The following is a 17,379-nucleotide window of genomic DNA, read 5'->3' as shown; positions in this document are numbered from 1 at the left end:
AATGTTATCCTGTTAACCTGATATCCCTCAATATTTACATGATATAAAGCATAAAAAAACATAACATGTTGAATTTACGTTGTCAAAGATTTGGGGTTTTTGGAGTTATAAGGAAACCAGAGAATAACTTGTTAACCCCCAAAAAAAAATGAAATCGTATAGAGTACTCGCATCCCTCAAAGAAGACATAAATTCCTCTACTATCTGGGTCCGAAACGACCTGATAAAGGGTAGGACACTGGCAAAGTTGTCATCCGACAATGGGAAATCGGTATGGGTTGAAATCCAGGCAATAGACACCAATTACACAAAAAATTACAACAACAACCCAAACACAAAAAATATTCAAAATAATGAGCAAGTAATTACTGTTAACGAATGGTATCGGAATATTATTGGCTTATCAAAAAACCAAACACACAATCTGGAAATCAAGCCAATTAGATGTAGTTTTTTGTTCCCTCTTCGGCAAATGCAGGCAGCACTTAAGCATCCAGACAGTAGCATTCGCATTTGTGCTGACTTGGCAATAGTTTCGGTTTTCCTCGGCCTGCTTGGTCTTGCAATTGGATTAATAAAATGAATTTGGATCAAAAGGTTATTCAAAGCTGGGACAAATTCTTAAATCCAGAGAAGTTGAAAGACAGTCTTGTCAAGGCTTCGCTCTTCCTTTCCTCATACGAAATTTTAAAAGAAAGCGTTATAGATAAGCTCAGGGACCTTTTCACACATGAATGGCGTCTTGATGAAAAAACAGGGGAGTTGAAAGGGAAAGTCAGCAAATCATACAAAGAGAAAGTTATTACCCTATATCCAAAGGATGAGTTTCATGCTTGTTGTCTTTGGTTTAAAGATCAAGGGGCATTAAACGAATCAGATTTAACAGAAATTGAAAATGCTCGAAAGCACCGTAACGAAATTGCCCATGAATTACCAAAATTTATTTCTAACATTGACCACAACATTAACAAAAAAACATTGGAGTGTTTAGTTGAAGTCGTCAGAAAAATTGACGTTTGGTGGATTACTGAAATTGAGATACCTACAAATCCTGATTTTGAAGCTGAAGACTTGGACAAAATCGATTTCGATAATGTCATTGGGGGCAATACAATGTTTCTGAATCTAATCCTCAGTATTTTTGAAGGAGACGATTCTCACTTGAAAGAAATACATGCGTTATTGATGGAAAAAATAAATAAAATTAAGGGTTAACAATCGGCTTAACCTGACTGCGAGAACGTCGGCGGCGCTGACGCGGCAAGGGTCGGGGCGCAGCAGGTTAGCCGTGGCGTTAAATGAGACCGCTGCGCGGCCTCATTTAACGGGGCTTGCAATCAAGCCGACTCCGGTTGCGCTTAAAATTAAAATTTTAACCACAATCCTCGCGGCTTATTGCAAGCCCCGTTATGTAAAAAAAGCAGAACACAGTTATCCTCAGCTTATTGGAATAGCAATTAAAAGTTTATTGTGATGAATCGCCCACCAATCCCAGCAGAACTTCGAAGAGCTGTATTAGTAGAAGCTGGGCACAGATGTGCAATACCAAGGTGTAATAATACTGACATTGACATCCATCATATTATCCCGTGGTCCCAATGCAAAAAACACGAGTATCAAAATCTTATTGCACTTTGTCCATTATGCCACAGACGAGTGCATAAAAATGAAATAGACAGAAAATCACTGCGGCAGTATAAGAAACTACTCGTTTCAGAGTTTTCTTTTTCTGACTCCTTATCATTTCAATCACCACCAATTGAGATTAAGAGGAAACTATCACATTCAGATTTATCGCAAACCAAAGTAGGGTTCGATTTTGAATTTCCAGATTTTAAAGATCCAGCTGCAAGAATTGTATCAAGAAACATTGAATTGTGGGGGAACGAACTTCTCGTTGAATACCTGAAAGGTTTAGAGGTATTGAGAAAGAACCCTATGCCTCCTGAGCCTATTATTGTCTGGTTAAGGGGCAGGTACGAGGTAGTACGCAGAGATAGCTATGTCATAAGCTTAAGATATACTATTGAACGTTTTTCGAATTATGCTGCTCATCGTGGAATAGAAACTCGAGTTCAGAACTTCATTATTAACCCTTTTCAACCCTTAACCATCCTTGAATTGATCGAATCAAAAGATAGTTTGAAACAATTAGCCGAATTAGCCCGCTCAGAATTACTTTCTTCAAATGAGAGAAAAAGAGACCATGATTTAGTTATACGAGGAACAATGCCAAAGTATGAGAATTTCATGCTTTTCAATTTTCACGAATATGCTCTAGAGTTTACTTTTGAAAGGTATCAAATTGGGTGTGGTGCTGAAGGTATTAGTAGAATATATCTCCACTATCACATGTTGAATGCGATAGTTAAACCTGACGTTTTAGATATTCTACAACAGCATGACGGTTTTTCTGAATCTATGTTCACAAGAGAAAAATAATATTAAAAATATATACATAACCAGGCGCTTCACAAGGAATTTTGCCACTTCCGGCTATCGCAGATTGATTTGCTTTTGCAATATCTCAAGCATTATTATTGGCCAATGCTTTCAGGCAAAATCCTGTGAGCTCAACGTTCAAGCTGTAGAAAAAGTAAATGTGCCTCTTGTACTGCTTGATTTTACAATGATAATTGTGGGGGAGTGTTATAATATATCCTATAGACACCTTAACTTTAACAATAAGTGATCTATGGTGCTGATATCACAGAAAAATAAAAAATAAGGTCGTTTTGGGGGCTTAAACGGGATATGCTTATATGTAGCTGAAATAACAGAATTATATTTACTAGCATTAATTTGATAAAATCAAAAAACAGCAGATGCTTGCAATACCGGGATACTTATCCTACAGACTCGTTCAAGCTGTAGAAAAAGTAAATGTGCCTCTTGTACTGCTTGATTTTACAATGATAATTGTGGGGGAGTGTTATAATATATCCTATAGACACCTTAACTTTAACAATAAGTGATCTATGGTGCTGATATCACAGAAAAATAAAAAATAAGGTCGTTTTGGGGGCTTAAACGGGATATGCTTATATGTAGCTGAAATAACAGAATTATATTTACTAGCATTAATTTGATAAAATCAAAAAACAGCAGATGCTTGCAATACCGGGATACTTATCCTACAGACTCGTTCAAGCTGTAGAAAAAGTCATTTAGTCCAATTAACTACTGAATAATACATGTAAAAATGTTATACTGCTGTCGCAAATTGATCGAAATACCCCTTACCTTCGATAAATGGAGCTGCAATGGCACGGTATAAACCTTATTCCTATGCTCAGGGCAAGTTCATTCCCATCCATTTTGCAAATCAGGTTCTTCCCGGCACTTTTGAATATACGCTGAATTATCTCATTGATCATGAACTTGATCTATCCATCTTTAATGATCGCTATCACAATGATGATTCTGGTGCCCCGGCCTATGATCCGAAGATTCTGCTTAAAATCATTCTGTTTGCCTATTCCAGAGGGATTGTGAGCAGCCGTAAAATAGAGAGAGCCTGTCGTGAGAATGTAATCTTTATGGCACTGTCTGCTGATAGCCGTCCGCATTTCACCACAATTGCAGATTTTATTTCCAGCATGGACCGGGAGATAGTCTCACTGTTTCTTGAAGTACTTCTGGTTTGCGATGAACAGAAACTGATCGGCAGAGAGATGTTTGCCATTGACGGCTGCAAAATGCCCAGCAACGCCTCTGTTACCTGGAGCGGAACCAGGGCTGATTTTCAGAAAAAAGTAACGAAGATGGAAACAGCTATAGCAAATATGGTCAACCACCAGAGCCGGTCCCAGGAAATAGGACCACCAGTTAAGTTATAAATTACTGCATAGTTCTTCAATCATGGTAAAATGAGGAATTATGAAAAAGCAAAGACGAAAACACACAGCAGAATTTAAGGCAAGGGTTGCACTCGAAGCGATTCGGGGTGTAAAAACTCTCAGTGAAATTGCTCGGGATTTTGAAATACATCCGATTATGGTCGGGAAGTGGAAAAAAGAAATGCTCGAACATTTACCCGAGATTTTTGAGAAAAAAACAAAAAGAAAACCCAAAGACTCTGAGAAGGAAAAAGCACAACTCCACCAGAAAGTCGGGCAATTGTCAATGGAGGTGGATTTCCTCGAAAAAAAGTGCAGGCAGTTGGGAATCCCCGTCAAAGAATAAAATTAATAGAAAAGGATTCTCAACTGTCCATTCGCTGTCAATGCAGATTGCTGGCGATTCATCGTTCAATGGTTTATTACAGGTTAGCAGGTGAATCCGAAGAAAACCACCTGCTGATGAAAGAGATAGATCGGCAGAATCTTATTGATCCTACTGCAGGTTCACGCCGGATGTATAAATATCTCAGAAAACAGACCGGAAAAAGAATTGGAAGAAAGCGTGTTCGTCGGTTGATGCGTCTTATGGGAATAGAGGCAATTTACCCTCGCAAAAGGACAACAATCCCGGGAGGCCCTTCTGGGATATTTCCCTATAAATTGAAAGGGCTATCCATTGTTCGTCCCAATCAGGTGTGGTGCGCTGATATTACATTTATCCCAATGCATCGAGGATATATGTATCTTTTTTCAGTTATGGACTGGTATTCCAGAAAAGTTCTTTCCTGGGAACTATCCAACAGTCTTGAAACTGAATTCTGCCTTAAAGCTTTGAAACGGGCACTACAAAAATATGGTGCTCCTGAGATTATGAATACTGATCAGGGTTGCCAGTTCACATCAGATGAGTGGATAAAATGTCTGCAGGACAATTGTATTGACATCAGTATGGATGGCAGAGGTCGATGGATTGACAATGTTATCATCGAGCGATTCTGGCGAACAATCAAATATGAGGATATTTATCTGAAATCCTACGAAAATGGAGTTGAACTCGAAAGAGGAATATCAGCATTTATTGAGAGATATAACATGTTACGACCTCATGAATCCCTTGGTGACGCAACTCCTGAAGAGATTTACAGTGAGAAATTGGCTATTGCCGCCTGAACATCAAAATGCCCCTGCAGGGGCATGAACTTGAACTATGCAATATAAACATAAAAGAGCTTGAAGGTGGTTTAAAATTGGGGACCACTTCTGATTACAGGAACATCGGAGTGGACCTGCTGTCCGGGGCACCGCATTGACCCGATAAAGGGAAGAATTTCAGGAAACACCGTGGTCATGGAACGAGACTGCTCCGAGCAAGGGTGGAACGAGCCTTGCGGGCAGATTTTCCGAGGACAAATACAAGGCGACCGCATCGAGGGGACATGTTCAGGGACTGGGTTGCATCCAGGAGATACTTGGGTTTTAGATCTCAACTAATTGCATGAGGAGGATGGGTCGGCATGAAAATCTATCTAAATAGATCCCTGGGATATCTTTTTTTGTCCTTGTTTATCGCACTGGCGTTTGGCCCCTATGATGGCAATCCTTTCAGTAAACCATATCAATATAACAGCCTTGACAACCATATAAGTGGAGAAGAGAGGGATGTTGGACCCACCGCTAAAGATATGGAGTGGATACCTAAAGAGTTTCAAAAGAAGATGGCGGAGTTGAAGCAACGAACCAAGAAGATGACGGCTGCACATATAAAAATGATGCAGGAGCTCGAAAAAGAAAGGAGGCAGGAGGAAAACAGTCCCAAGTTTATTAAAGAAGCCCAACTAAAGAGGAGGGTGCAGACTATAAGGTATATTTTGGCCGCAGTTTTTTTATTACCAAGTCTTACATTGATACGCAGGGGGTATACCAAGCAACCCGGTATCCCCATCAATCCCAGGTGGGTGGCAATAACAGCCGACATGGTGTTTATTTTGTTTTTAAGCATTATGGCTTATTGCGTGGTTGCCTATGGATGGAATAAATTTACAGGGACGACCCCTTACCTGTATGATCCTGTTGCAATGATGACGGCGACGGTGGTATACATTCCCGTTATTATCTTCTGCGCCTATTTTACCTCTAATCTTAGTGCTCAGAGTGTTGAGATAGGTGATGAGGGGATCAGAGTGCATTACCCTGCAAATGTTCTGTTTGCCGCGTGGAAAAGTATTCAAGACTTTGATCTGAAGGAAACCTATACAGTTGCTGGAGCAAGTAAATTCAAGGCACCGAGAAAATTACAGACCAAGCTGGTTATTCATACCAATCATGGAGATATGGACCTTTTTGAGCCGGGGCTGAAAAAAACCAAGTCCGCGTTAATCAACAAGTTAAAAAACAATGCTCCGCAATGTTTACAAGAGAAAATAGAGAAATTGATGACGTGGTGACTGGGCTTACCCCCCTTTTAAAACCACGAGGTGACGAATTTAAGGTGGAATCTGCTGTTCCTTTTTACGGCGACTGACAAGTCAAATCGCCACTCTTGTTGATCAGGCATTTTCAGGACTTGGCCATTTCAATGCGGTTCTGATAATAAGGAGCATACAGAGAATTTCTACAGTGGCGATGAAAATATAGTGAGGATCTATGGAATCGTTACCGATCTCCGGGCCGACGGCAAACATGATCATGCTGATACCTGCTATGATATTTGCCCAGCGGTTCGCATTGTAATTCAATATTCTTGAGAGAAAAATCATGAGAATCGGAATTTCAAGCACTATTGCGCCAGCCAGCATAAGTTGAGAGACCGGTGTGTCACCGGCAAATGCAGCAAGTTCTTCATGTTTGCCGGGGATATAAAATGAAAGAATATCCGCATATGCCATGTTGAACATGACTACGATCCATAATGTTGAGAGTTTTGTTTTCGTATCGAGTTTTGTTGTCATGGCATTTTTGGGGGGTAATTGATAATTATTCATTACTCTACTCCTGAATGTTTTCGGGGTGGATTGAAACCGTTGATAATCAGCCAGACTGCCAGGACCATTTCCTGGGTTGCCAGGGGAGCGTACAGGAACTCGCAATCGATATTGAACATACCTGTCAGAGGGACACTCAGATACAATACGGCCCCGGCAAGTCCCCAAGTTGACAGCCAGCGAGGGATGAGTTTTGATCGGTAGAATAAAAAGTAAAACATCAGCGCACCAAGGCTGAAAACAATAGCCAGAATCTGGCTGATTATATTGACCGTTTTCAGGATCAATGTACCAAGTATTTGATACAAGGAAAGGTCAGGAGGTTCAGCATTGATATATTCCTGGCTCAGGGAGAGGAGAAGGAGCCAGCAGACAGCAATGGCTATATAGGCAGAAGTTTCAAGTGCTCCCCTGAAAATAACTGACCCGAGTGCCAGGGGTTCATTGTACTGTTTAAAAATCGGAAACATCATGACTGGAACTGAGGCCAGTGCAAAACCCATAATGAGCACCAGGAGTGTTCCCGTTATAAACTGGATTACATTTGCCGAAATCCGGGTAAGATAGTCCGGGGCACCAAAGATTGAGCCGGTAAGGGCAATGCTTGATATACCTGCTACAGTTCCAATGATTAACATTACTCCAACACTTCTTGCGATCTTTTGCTCAGTTTTCATTTTATTGCCCTTTTTTCTGTTTTCAGGGTACCGAAAAACAACCGTTTTGGATTCAGGCGTTGAAAAAAACGCAGATCATCTCCAATATTGATCAACACCGGAACGATGAGCAATGTCACAGGGGTGGCAAAGAGTTCTCCCCATGCGATGGACAGGGCTGCCGGTATCAGGTACTGCGCCTGTTCAGAGGTTTCGGACAGCAACGGTACCAGGCCGCAGACGGTGGTTGCCGTGGTGAGAAAAATTGCCCGGAAACGGCTTCCTCCCGCCTGTATTAGCGATAGTTGCAGTTTTTCTCCTTTTTGCCTCAATTCATTGAACCTGGTTATCATCACCAGGCTGTCATTGACGACAACTCCCATGACCACCATCATGCCGAAAAATGAAAGGATTGAGAGTGAGGTCCCGGTGATGAGGTGACCCGTTACTGCACCCACGAAACCAAAGGGAATGACGGACATTATTATAAAAGGTTGCCAGTAGGATTTCAGCGGAACAGCGAGGAGGGAATAGATCAGGAGGAGGATTATGACAACGCTGCGCATCATACCACCCTTGACTTCGCTGATATCTTCAAGTTCTCCTGCGCTTCTGATACTGATCCCCGGATAAAGACGTTTGAATTCCGGCTTTAAATTTTTCTCGATCCATTGAAAAGCCTCTGTCAGGCTTATGATTTCCTTATTGAGAGAGGCATGCACACTGGCAACCCTTCGACCGTTCTGTCGTATTATAACGGAGGGGGTAGCACCTGATTTTATGACAGCCACGGAAGAAAGTGGAACCCACCGTCCTTTTTCTGTCTGTATACGGGTTTTCAGGAGATCTTCCATATCCCGTCGTTGCTGTCTTTTATATTTTACAACAACTTTTGCCTCTTCATTGCCCCGCTGCACACGTTGAACTTCCAGTCCGCCAAAGCCGTCGCCAATCTGTCGAGCCAGGTCTGCGGCGGTGAGTCCCAGGTGCCTGGCTGCAGGTTTCAGTTCCAACCGTATCTGTGGTTTGCCCTGCTTGATGTTGTCACGGATATCATTGACACCCTCAAGCCTGGCCAGGGATTTGGTAAAATAGGTGGCGGCATTCTCGAGTACAGCTTCATTGCGACCGGCAAGTTCAATTTCAAATCCGTCCGTGGATTCAAAAGACCCGTTGAAATTCAGGGACTCGACACCTTCGAGTCTTCCGACCTTTTTGCGCCATCTGGCCAGTGTCTCCATGGTCTTCATATGCCGTTTCCCTTCCGGTTGCAGTTCTGCAAAAACCAGAGCTGTGAGTGGTCCGGTCATGGCTGTCATGAGTTTGGCAATGGGAGGGGCCTTGGTGTGTAATTCGGCCTCAACTTCACTGTTCAACTCCTTTGCCGCCAGTTCAATGGCGTCAACATTGGACCGTGTCAGGCTGAGGGGGCTGCCGTTCACCATCTCCAGTTCTACGGAAATGATCTGTCCCGGAACTTCAGGAAAGAAGACAGTGCGCACCCAGCCGTTAGATATTAAGGTTGCCGAGCACAGGGCCATGGTCAGCAATACGAGTATTGCCGAATAACGATGACACAAGGCACGGTGAAGCAGGGGTTGGTATATTGTGGTGTTGACAAAAGATAAAAAGGTGTTTGCTAAAGACTGTATCCGCCGCCAGAGGAAAGGAATACTTTTCCCGGATGTCGGGGAAGGGGTGCCAATCCGGATAGCTGCCAGGTGGGCCGGTAGAATGAGTTTACTTTCCAGCAGTGACAGAAGCAGGGCAATGACTACCACCACGGAAAAACCGGCAAAGAGCTTTCCGAGGTCATTATCAATAAGCAGGAGTGGGAAAAAGGCCGCCACCGTGGTGAGGCTTCCAAAAATGGTGGCTGTGGACACCCGCTTTACTCCGTGGATGGTGCCCTCCACCGGGTCTTTAATTATCCTGCGGGACGTAAAGACTGATTCACCTACCACAACCGCATCATCCACCAGGATGCCCAGGACGATGATCATACCAAATGTGGTGATCTCGTTCAGGGAATTCCCGAAAAACCTGTCACCCATCAATATCAGTGTACCGGCCAGTGAAATGGGAATACCCATGGCTACCCAGAAGGCGAGCCTGAGGTTCAGAAAAACAGCCAGCAGGGCAAATACAATCAGCAGTCCCTGGAGAAAATTGACAGCCAGCAGCGAGAGTCTTGTTTTCATATAGACAGCATATTCTCCCCAGATATCCACTTTGATATTGTCAGGGAGCTGGTGCCGGATTCTGTCCACTACCTTGTGAGCAGCTTCACTCACTTCGAGAAGATGTCCTTTTTTACTGGTATAAACCTGCAATCCGACGGATGGCTGGTGCTGAAAACGGGCGAAGCGGTTTTCCTCCCCAAATCCGTCTGTTACATTTGCCACATCCCTTATCAGCAGACTGCTGCCGTCAGACAGCGTCATCAATGGAACAGCTGCGAATTCTCTGGAGCCGGTGGCCTTGGTGTCGGCACGAAGCACCACCCGACCACTGTCACTCTCGATTCTGCCCATGCGGTAGTCAAGGGAAGCCCGCTGTATGGCCGCCCTCATATCGTCCAGGGAAAGATTCCAGGCCTGCAGACGCTCATTGTCCACTTCAATGCGGATTTCAGGGGAGAGCAGACCGAAGGGTTTTATCCTGGTGATCTTTGGATGGGCAAGGAGTTCATCTTTGATTTTCCTGGCTGCTTTCTGCAGGGTTGCAGTATCGGTATCGCCATAAACCTGAACCAGCAGTGCCTCAACCTTGAATTCGTCCCGCCTGACAGATGGTCGCTCTGCCTGACGGGGCAGATCGGCAATACTGTTCACTCTTTCCTGGATCTCATTTTGAAAACGATCCAAATCAAATCGACTTGTTTTCTGTACCCAGATCGTGGAAATATTCTGCTCGGAAAAGGATGATATCTTTTTTATACCGGCCATGCCTTCCAGGCTTTTTTCAATCTTCCAGGAAATGGTCTGGTCGATCTGCTTTGCGCTTGCGCCTGGGTTTACTGTTGTGATGGTGACAGAGCCGGGAGAAATGGCAGGAAACCCCTCGATACGGATGGTTTTAACAGCGAATGCACCACCGGTCAGAACCAGCAGCATCAGCAGATTTGCAGCAACAGGATTTCTGGTAAACCAGGCTGAGAGATTATCTAGCATCGGATTTTTCCTTTTGCGGCAGTGGTTGGATGGCCAGACCATCTACAAAACTTGAGTTGGGAAAAACCGCAACCCGTAATGGGCCTTTTCCTGTTGTTGTCGGTACAGGAATACAGGCGAAACCGTTGTCGTAGAAAAGAGGATCAACATGGTGTTTTCGCAGTTTGTCTGCCTGGTCCACAAACCAGACAAGTCCCTGTTTTGTCAGTGCGGATTGCGGAATTTTCAGCAGATGAGGGACCTGCCTGCCCGTGATTTCTGCTCTGACGAAGGTTCCCGGCAACAGGGGAGGGGTGAGGTCCATGGGGTGTTCAACCCGCAGTATCAAAGTACGCAGGCGTGACTGTCCATCCAGGTGATAGCTTTTTCGAACGACAGCAGCCTGCCAGCCTGCAGGTTTTCCCGTATCAAACACCATAACCTTTGCCTGCCGGACGTTTTTCGGCAGCAGATCCCAACTGCCGGGGTCAAGATGAATACTTATTTCGACACTCTCCGTTCCAAAAAGTGTGGCGATTTCGTCCGCTGCAAAAAGAACTTGACCCTGGTTAATATTCCGCCTGACAACTACCGCATCAAATGGCGCACGGATTTCCGTATGCAAAAGCATGGTTCGGGCGTACTGCAGTGCTGCCTGTGCAGCTTTTACTTCCGAGCGTGCGGCTGTAAGCTGGGGCACGCGCAGGACGAGGGGAGAGGCAGGCTCTCCCTGTAAACCTGATTGTTTCCAGTTGGTCTGCGCGTCCTTTGCCTCCCGTTCTTCTTTCATCAGGTTGATTCCGGCGACAGCCAGTCTGTTCTCTGCTTCGGCCACCTGCAGTTGAAAGGCACTTTGTTCCACACGTACCAGCAACTCTCCTTTTTTAACCTGACTTCCTGTTTCCAGCCGATCAGAGAGGAAAACCACCTGGCCTTCGACCTGACTTTTAACTGTTATCCGTCTGCGGGGAACAACTTCTCCAAAAGCTGAAATATTCGCACCACAGGCCTGCGGCTCAACGGAGAGAACGGTAACAATCTCTACCCCTGCTGCGGGTTCTTCGACATTTACCTCTTTGTCAATATCCGGTTTCAGGTAAAAAGCGGCAAACCCGGCAGGAATGCATATTGCTGTCATGATCACAAAAACCATCCACTTCTTCATTTTGTGCCGCCGCAGAACAGTCTGTTTATCTTTTTTTTGGCTCATTACTGTATAGAACTCCGGTTGTCAGTCAATCCGATCCCGAGAGCCAGCGCCAGATCAACGCGGTTACTCAGGCGTCCTGTGACTGCCTGGTTCAATCTGTTTTTTACGGACATCTCCTGTTCTCTGGCTATGAGAAGATTTTGTATGCTGTCCAGTCCCTGTCGGTATCGGGCAGTGTAATATCGGGCGCTTTTTTCCGACTCTGCGGCCGCCACCTCAAGAGCCTGAACCTGTATCCTGTAATCCTGTTCAACGTCAAAACCGTCTGCCACCTCCTTGAATGCCTGCAGTACCGCCCCGCGCAGATCCATCAGTGCTGCCTGAAATTCAGTGTGTCCCGCCCGGGCGATGGCTTGTAATCTTCCACCATCAAATATGGGCTGTAAAACCGAACCGACAATGTTCCAGTAACTGGTGGCACTTCCGAGATTTCCAAGACTCGCGGCTTCTCTGAAAAGCTGTCCGGAAAGATTCAGCTCCGGCAGACGCGCTTTTTCGGCGGAATCAGCTTGGAGGCGCGCTGCTTCCGCCTTTGCCATTGCTGCCTGGATATCTGGTCGGTTGAGGAGAACAGCAGCCGGTGTATGAACCGGTGGAGGCTGCACTTCAGGCAGGGTGGCGCTGAAGGACAAAATCCCTTTTGGATATCTTCCCAGCAGGATTTCCATTGCACGTTTTTCCCGAAGAAGAACTGTTTGCTCTGCGCTGACATCGGCCTGGGCTATCTTGACCCTGCTGGTCGCCGTGGATATTTCATCCGGATTCTCAAGGCCTCTAGTGTAACGTTTGGTCAGGAGTTTTTGGATATGCTCAAGAACTGCCAGCCGCTCCTGTTGTATTGTTACAGAACGTTTCAGGCCGATGATATGTATCCATGTCTGGATGATTCTGGCCGCCAGCGCGTCCCTTGCGTGAAGATAGAGTTGCTCTCTGGCTGCCATATCCTGTTTTGATGCGTTGTATTCATCGGCCAGTTTCCCCCATATATCTATTTCCCAACTGATTCCAAGAGAGAGTGTGTCTGTATGACTGAGCCGACGTTTTCCGGTGCGCCCATCTATCCCCTGGTTGTCACGCCTCTCTGCAAAGCTGGCATTAACATGAGGTAACAGTTTTGACCGTGTTTCGTGTATCAGAAAACTCGCACCTCTCAGTCGATGAGCCGTGGCCCTGAGATCCGGATTGTTGTCGAGTGCTTCTTTGACCAGTATTTTCAATTGCTTTTCCTCGAATAAATCCAGCAGGTTTTTTGTGACAGGCAACCTGTCAATATCGACACTGCCCGGCCAGGTCTCAGGAACATCTTCCGGCAGGTATGTTTGAGATTTATATAGAGGTGAACATCCGGTTAGAACCAACAACATAAACAGACAATAGAAGAGAACCCTTATCTCTTCTATTGCCGGTGAATTCCATTTAACCCGTTTTCTCTCCATGGGAAGATTAAAAAGAATAGCTTAAGCTCAGGGAGCCAGACAGGACATATTTGTCATCAATCAGGGGACTTTCTGTGATTCCATTGCCCAGGAATTCATAATTGACACCGCCCTGGAGGTAAATATTATCAGAAATTTTCAATCCTCCATTCAGTCCGATAAATGGTGTAAAGGTGGATTTTCCATCATAAAAAGCGCGGTCATCTCTTACCTCCGAGTGTCGTACTCCATAATAGTATCCGATTATTTTTTTTGACTCCCAGTTGACACCGATAACAGGTTCAATCCCCCATGATTCACTGCCAAAGGGGAGTGAATACTGCACGGTTACATATTGGCCATTGTGATTGTTTGTCACATCGCTCATTGCTACGATTCCGACGCTGCCGATTGGTGTCTCTCCGGTGAGTGAAGCTCCTCCTTCAATGACGAAATTTCGATTCTCCATACCCTTGAGATAGGAGCTGTCAGTGCTGTCGTACGGGGCGGAGCGCCACGAGCCAAGCAGAGTGATTTCACACCCCTCACTGGAATAAACCGTGTATCCTATTCCGCTGAAGTCCAAGGTGAAATTACCGTTCTGGTATGTGATTTCCGGAAAAGGCATTGTCTTGTCATTAACACCTTTGAAAGGGTTTGTTGAAAAGCCGACGCCCAACCCCATGACCAGACTTTCATCAATAGACAGGAGAGGAAGGCCGAGTATGGTGTAAGAGCGGAGAACACCGGTTGTCTGTGGCTCTTTGATTTCCTCGGCACAGGCGGAAAAGGGAATGAATAATACGATAAGGAAAAGCAGATACGCTCTGCTGGATTGTAAAGTGTCGGAAGTGGTTTTCGGATTGTTTTTCATCACCTGACAGCTCCAATGTATTTGATTAGTAATTCGACCGTATTGTCGATCGTTTTGTGAATATTGACCGATTTTCCGGTGTATGTCTGTTTGAGTAATGTTGAGAATTGTTAGAGTAGAGTATAGGGAATGATGTCCGCCGGATTGTCTATGATATCAACCACCAGGCTGTACAATAAAGACATATCAGCAGAGGAAACAGTATATGATTGGCGGTTTCAGTCATACCCTGGTTGAAGGAGAAAGGTCTATCAATACGGGGACCGGGATACTCACTGAACCCTGTGGAAAAGGAAACCGGACCAGGATAACAGCTCCTCGCCGTTTCGGTATACTGCACGGACAACATCACCTGTTCCGGGTCCGAGACCATGAATTACGGCCAACTGGTCACCTGCTGTCTCAAGGGTAATCTGTCCGCTTTCCTCCGCTTCTTCCCGGTAGGGGAGTTTGATGGTATACTGGAGTACCAGAAAGCCATGTTCAAGCTTTAATTGCAGGTCGTTAAACATCAGTCCTGATGTCGGGTGAACCATTTTATAGACTCCTGTTCTCGATTTCCAGGATGCGGGAATGGGACCGGGGACGATTTTTTCACCAAAAAACATATTCTGTCCATGGAACCTGGCCAGCAGTACTTCCCGGTCCTTTATTCTGGTATGGGTTATGGCGAGTTCATCCAATCCATCCACGTCTATGGAAAACAGCCCAAGCAGTTTATATTGCAGATGATATCGCCCATCCTCGCGCAAAACCAGATTCAATGTGTCGTCGTCACTTATGAGTTTGAGCTGATCGTCATCACGGGTAATCTGCACAATAGTGTCCCCGGTTGAATAATATCCCGGAAAAGAGATTAAATCTTCAGGGCGTGTCGGTAATTCAGTATCAGAAAGTTTTACGGCTGCTTTTCTTTTGATTCCCGTCTTTGTTTCCAGCGCCATTTCAAGAGCATCTTCAGCGATGTCATGAACACTGTTCGCTGACGATTCTGAGTTTGCCAGGACAATGACCGCCAGCTCGTATCGTGGAAGGGTGATTAACATGGAGTGGAATAAGAAGGTATCTCCTCCGTGCATTGCCTTGAGGTTCGGTTTCTCATTACTCTGCTGTTCAAGAAACCAGCCCAGTCCCATCTGGCGTCCCAGGTCGAAGGGTGCGTTACCATCCTGAAAATGCAGCATCTTGTCCAGAGTCTCTTTCCGAATAATCTGTTGTCTGCCGAACCTGCCGCCGGCAAACACCATTTTGGTAAAATTGGCAAGGTCAAGGACCGTACTGTTAAGCCCGCCGGCTGGAAGATCCCGCAGCGGTATTATTGTGGATTCTTCATCATGTGAATACCCTTTTGATGATTGCGGAGTATCCGGTAATGTTTTGAAAATATAAGAATTATACATTTTCAGGGGAGTGAGCAGTTTCCGGTCAATGAATTCGCTGTAGGGTTGACCACTTACTTTCTGAATCGAGTGGCCCAGCAGGGTCATACCGATATTGGAGTAACAGAATATCGTATCAGGCGGATAGGCGGTGTATTCATCTCTGAGTAAATCAACCAGCCGGGTAAAGTCTTCCGGCTCTTTCGCCCACATGCCACGGTTGTAGTCCGTCGGTAGCCCGGAATGATGGGTCATGATATTGCGAGGCGTTATGTTGCCTGCTTTTTTAAAACGACTTTTCATACTGAACTGCGGCAGCACCTTTTTCAGTGGTTGATCGATGTCCAGCTTGCCCTGTTCGGCGAGCTGCATTGCCGCCGTTGCGGTGAACAACTTGGTAATAGAACCTACGCGGTATACAGTTTCAGGAGCAGCCCGGATCTTGTTTTTCCTGTCTGCCCAGCCAAAACCATCTGCCCACACGGTCTTCTGTCCATCAACCACCGCGATGGACAGTCCGACAATGTCGTTTTCTTTCATTTGCTTTTCGATGAGTTGGGAAATTTTCTGGCGCATGGATCTGTAATCCACCTGTGATACCACCCCTGACTGTGCCGGGGGTGGTGCAGAAATGCCGGTTGTTGGGAAAAAGAAGCAGGTAAAGATTGAAATGAATGCTATGAAAATAACCATAATATCTGTCTCCTGAAGAATGAACGTCAAGTTGGTTGAAGGCAAGGGAGTGTCTGTCCATAAATCCAATTTCTGGACGGACACTAGATGGAAAAACCATAGCCTGAAAAGAAGAGAAAGGCTGTTGGGGAAATGTTAGAGAAATGCAGCAATTCGTGTTGATCCTGTTACAAATCTATAACAAAAAGTCGACAGACATTTATCTGTATTCACACTATTTTTCAGTATAGTCCGGTTAGGAACCTGGATATGTTTTTTTGTATTTGTCTAACCGGACACCATTTGCTGTTGGTGTAATGCTTTAAAATCATTATTGATGGACTCGTAAAAACTCCGATCTACTGCGTTGTGGGGTGATCGTGTAATGCTCGACGTACCATATGTACGCCTGCGCTTACACGACACCGCCACGCCTTGTATATCGAAGTTTTTCCAGAGTCCATCTGAGAACGTTGAACGACTTTTTACGAGATCATCATTATTCACACTGGAGAAAAAAATGAAAAAATTAGTTCTTATCCTTCTTCCTTTACTTGTTGTTGGCCTCAGTTCCTGCGGTGACCAGTTTTCCCAAGGCCAAAATGGTGCCGTGATGGGAGCAGCCACTGGCGCTATCATTGGTCAGGCGATCGGTCGCGACAAAGAAGCAACTCTCATCGGTGCTGCTATTGGTACTATGCTTGGATATATTGTTGGCAACGAAATGGACAAGTACGACAGGCAGGAACTGAATCAGGCCTATGAATTTGGAAAATCCGGACATACGACCACCTGGAAAAACCCAGATAACGGCAATTATTACAAAGTAACCCCGCAGCCAGCATACGTGCCTGCCAGTACACCAAACAGACTTTGCAGAGAGGCTGAAATTGTTGCGACCATTGACGGCAGGACAGAAAAAACATACACCACAGCCTGCAGAAATGCTGCAGGTCAGTGGGAACTGCAAGACTAACCCGCATTTCTCATGAACATTGTGTCAATTTTGAGATGAGCTGTAGAATACAAATAATTAGCCAACTATCAGTAGTCGAACAAAATTGACACAATGTTCACCCAAGGTCAGCCCAGGCGACGCCATCTTCTGCAATATTTCAACAGTAAATATAGGCCACTATTATTTACTGTTGAAAATTTTGTAGCTGACGCCGCCTGAACTGATGAAAAATGCGGGCTA

The 17,379-nt window shown here is 45.1% G+C and carries 15 protein-coding genes and 1 pseudogene; 8 read left to right on the top strand and 8 right to left on the bottom strand.

Annotated elements, in window-relative coordinates; all coding sequences use genetic code 11:
• Positions 1-148: 148 nt before the first annotated feature.
• The 7 genes and pseudogenes from LO777_RS12165 to LO777_RS12135 all read left to right on the top strand — a co-directional run bounded on the left by LO777_RS12165 (position 149) and on the right by LO777_RS12135 (position 6,286).
• On the top strand, positions 149-583 hold the full coding sequence (locus tag LO777_RS12165; protein ID WP_228854165.1) for a hypothetical protein: 435 nt from the start codon (positions 149-151) through the stop codon (positions 581-583).
• The gene (locus tag LO777_RS12160) at positions 580-1,215 is read left to right on the top strand and encodes a hypothetical protein (protein ID WP_228854164.1); all 636 of its coding nucleotides are present in this window, start codon (positions 580-582) and stop codon (positions 1,213-1,215) included. Before LO777_RS12165 ends, LO777_RS12160 begins: the two co-directional genes overlap by 4 nt.
• Before the next feature lie 258 nt (positions 1,216-1,473).
• Complete coding sequence (locus LO777_RS12155) at positions 1,474-2,442, top strand: HNH endonuclease (protein WP_228854163.1); 969 nt, start codon at positions 1,474-1,476, stop codon at positions 2,440-2,442.
• Between the two features lie 821 nt (positions 2,443-3,263).
• Positions 3,264-3,827: pseudogene (locus LO777_RS12150) on the top strand (transposase); the annotation flags it as partial.
• A 52-nt stretch (positions 3,828-3,879) separates the two neighbouring features.
• Positions 3,880-4,185 carry a transposase gene (locus LO777_RS12145; protein ID WP_228854161.1) on the top strand — a complete coding sequence of 102 codons (306 nt, stop codon included), beginning with the start codon at positions 3,880-3,882 and terminating at the stop codon, positions 4,183-4,185.
• Positions 4,152-5,012, top strand: coding sequence for an IS3 family transposase (locus LO777_RS12140; protein ID WP_228854160.1), 861 nt, complete (start codon positions 4,152-4,154; stop codon positions 5,010-5,012). Before LO777_RS12145 ends, LO777_RS12140 begins: the two co-directional genes overlap by 34 nt.
• 344 nt (positions 5,013-5,356) lie before the next feature.
• Positions 5,357-6,286, top strand: a complete 930-nt coding sequence (locus tag LO777_RS12135; protein WP_228854159.1) for a hypothetical protein — start codon at positions 5,357-5,359, stop codon at positions 6,284-6,286.
• 102 nt (positions 6,287-6,388) lie between these two features.
• On the opposite strand, the gene LO777_RS12130 is transcribed toward LO777_RS12135, so the two are convergent.
• The 8 genes from LO777_RS12130 to LO777_RS12095 form a co-directional block, all read right to left on the bottom strand.
• A complete protein-coding gene (locus LO777_RS12130; RefSeq protein ID WP_228854158.1) occupies positions 6,389-6,823 on the bottom strand; it encodes a DUF6326 family protein in 435 nt (144 codons plus the stop codon).
• Entirely contained in the window at positions 6,823-7,500 is a 678-nt protein-coding gene (locus LO777_RS12125; protein WP_228854157.1) for a DUF4386 domain-containing protein, read from the bottom strand. The genes LO777_RS12130 and LO777_RS12125 overlap by 1 nt, the downstream gene beginning before the upstream one ends.
• A complete protein-coding gene (locus LO777_RS12120) occupies positions 7,497-10,652 on the bottom strand; it encodes an efflux RND transporter permease subunit (protein ID WP_228854156.1) in 3,156 nt (1,051 codons plus the stop codon). The genes LO777_RS12125 and LO777_RS12120 overlap by 4 nt, the downstream gene beginning before the upstream one ends.
• Positions 10,642-11,841, bottom strand: coding sequence for an efflux RND transporter periplasmic adaptor subunit (locus tag LO777_RS12115; protein WP_228854155.1), 1,200 nt, complete (start codon positions 11,839-11,841; stop codon positions 10,642-10,644). The genes LO777_RS12120 and LO777_RS12115 overlap by 11 nt, the downstream gene beginning before the upstream one ends.
• Positions 11,841-13,205 (bottom strand): efflux transporter outer membrane subunit, encoded by a 1,365-nt coding sequence (locus LO777_RS12110; RefSeq protein WP_228854154.1) that lies wholly within the window; start codon positions 13,203-13,205, stop codon positions 11,841-11,843. The genes LO777_RS12115 and LO777_RS12110 overlap by 1 nt, the downstream gene beginning before the upstream one ends.
• Before the next feature lie 79 nt (positions 13,206-13,284).
• On the bottom strand, positions 13,285-14,130 hold the full coding sequence (locus tag LO777_RS12105; protein WP_228854153.1) for a MipA/OmpV family protein: 846 nt from the start codon (positions 14,128-14,130) through the stop codon (positions 13,285-13,287).
• Positions 14,131-14,402: 272 nt separating this feature from the next.
• A complete protein-coding gene (locus LO777_RS12100) occupies positions 14,403-16,049 on the bottom strand; it encodes a serine hydrolase domain-containing protein (RefSeq protein WP_228854152.1) in 1,647 nt (548 codons plus the stop codon).
• A complete protein-coding gene (locus LO777_RS12095; protein ID WP_228854151.1) occupies positions 16,006-16,263 on the bottom strand; it encodes a hypothetical protein in 258 nt (85 codons plus the stop codon). Before LO777_RS12095 ends, LO777_RS12100 begins: the two co-directional genes overlap by 44 nt.
• 438 nt (positions 16,264-16,701) lie before the next feature.
• On the opposite strand from LO777_RS12095, the gene LO777_RS12090 reads away from it, so the two are divergent.
• Complete coding sequence (locus LO777_RS12090) at positions 16,702-17,157, top strand: glycine zipper domain-containing protein (protein ID WP_228854150.1); 456 nt, start codon at positions 16,702-16,704, stop codon at positions 17,155-17,157.
• Positions 17,158-17,379 lie beyond the last annotated feature (222 nt).

Source organism: Desulfomarina profundi (assembly GCF_019703855.1).
GTDB lineage: Bacteria > Desulfobacterota > Desulfobulbia > Desulfobulbales > Desulfocapsaceae > Desulfomarina > Desulfomarina profundi.
This window is presented reverse-complemented; position numbering and strand designations above follow the sequence as displayed.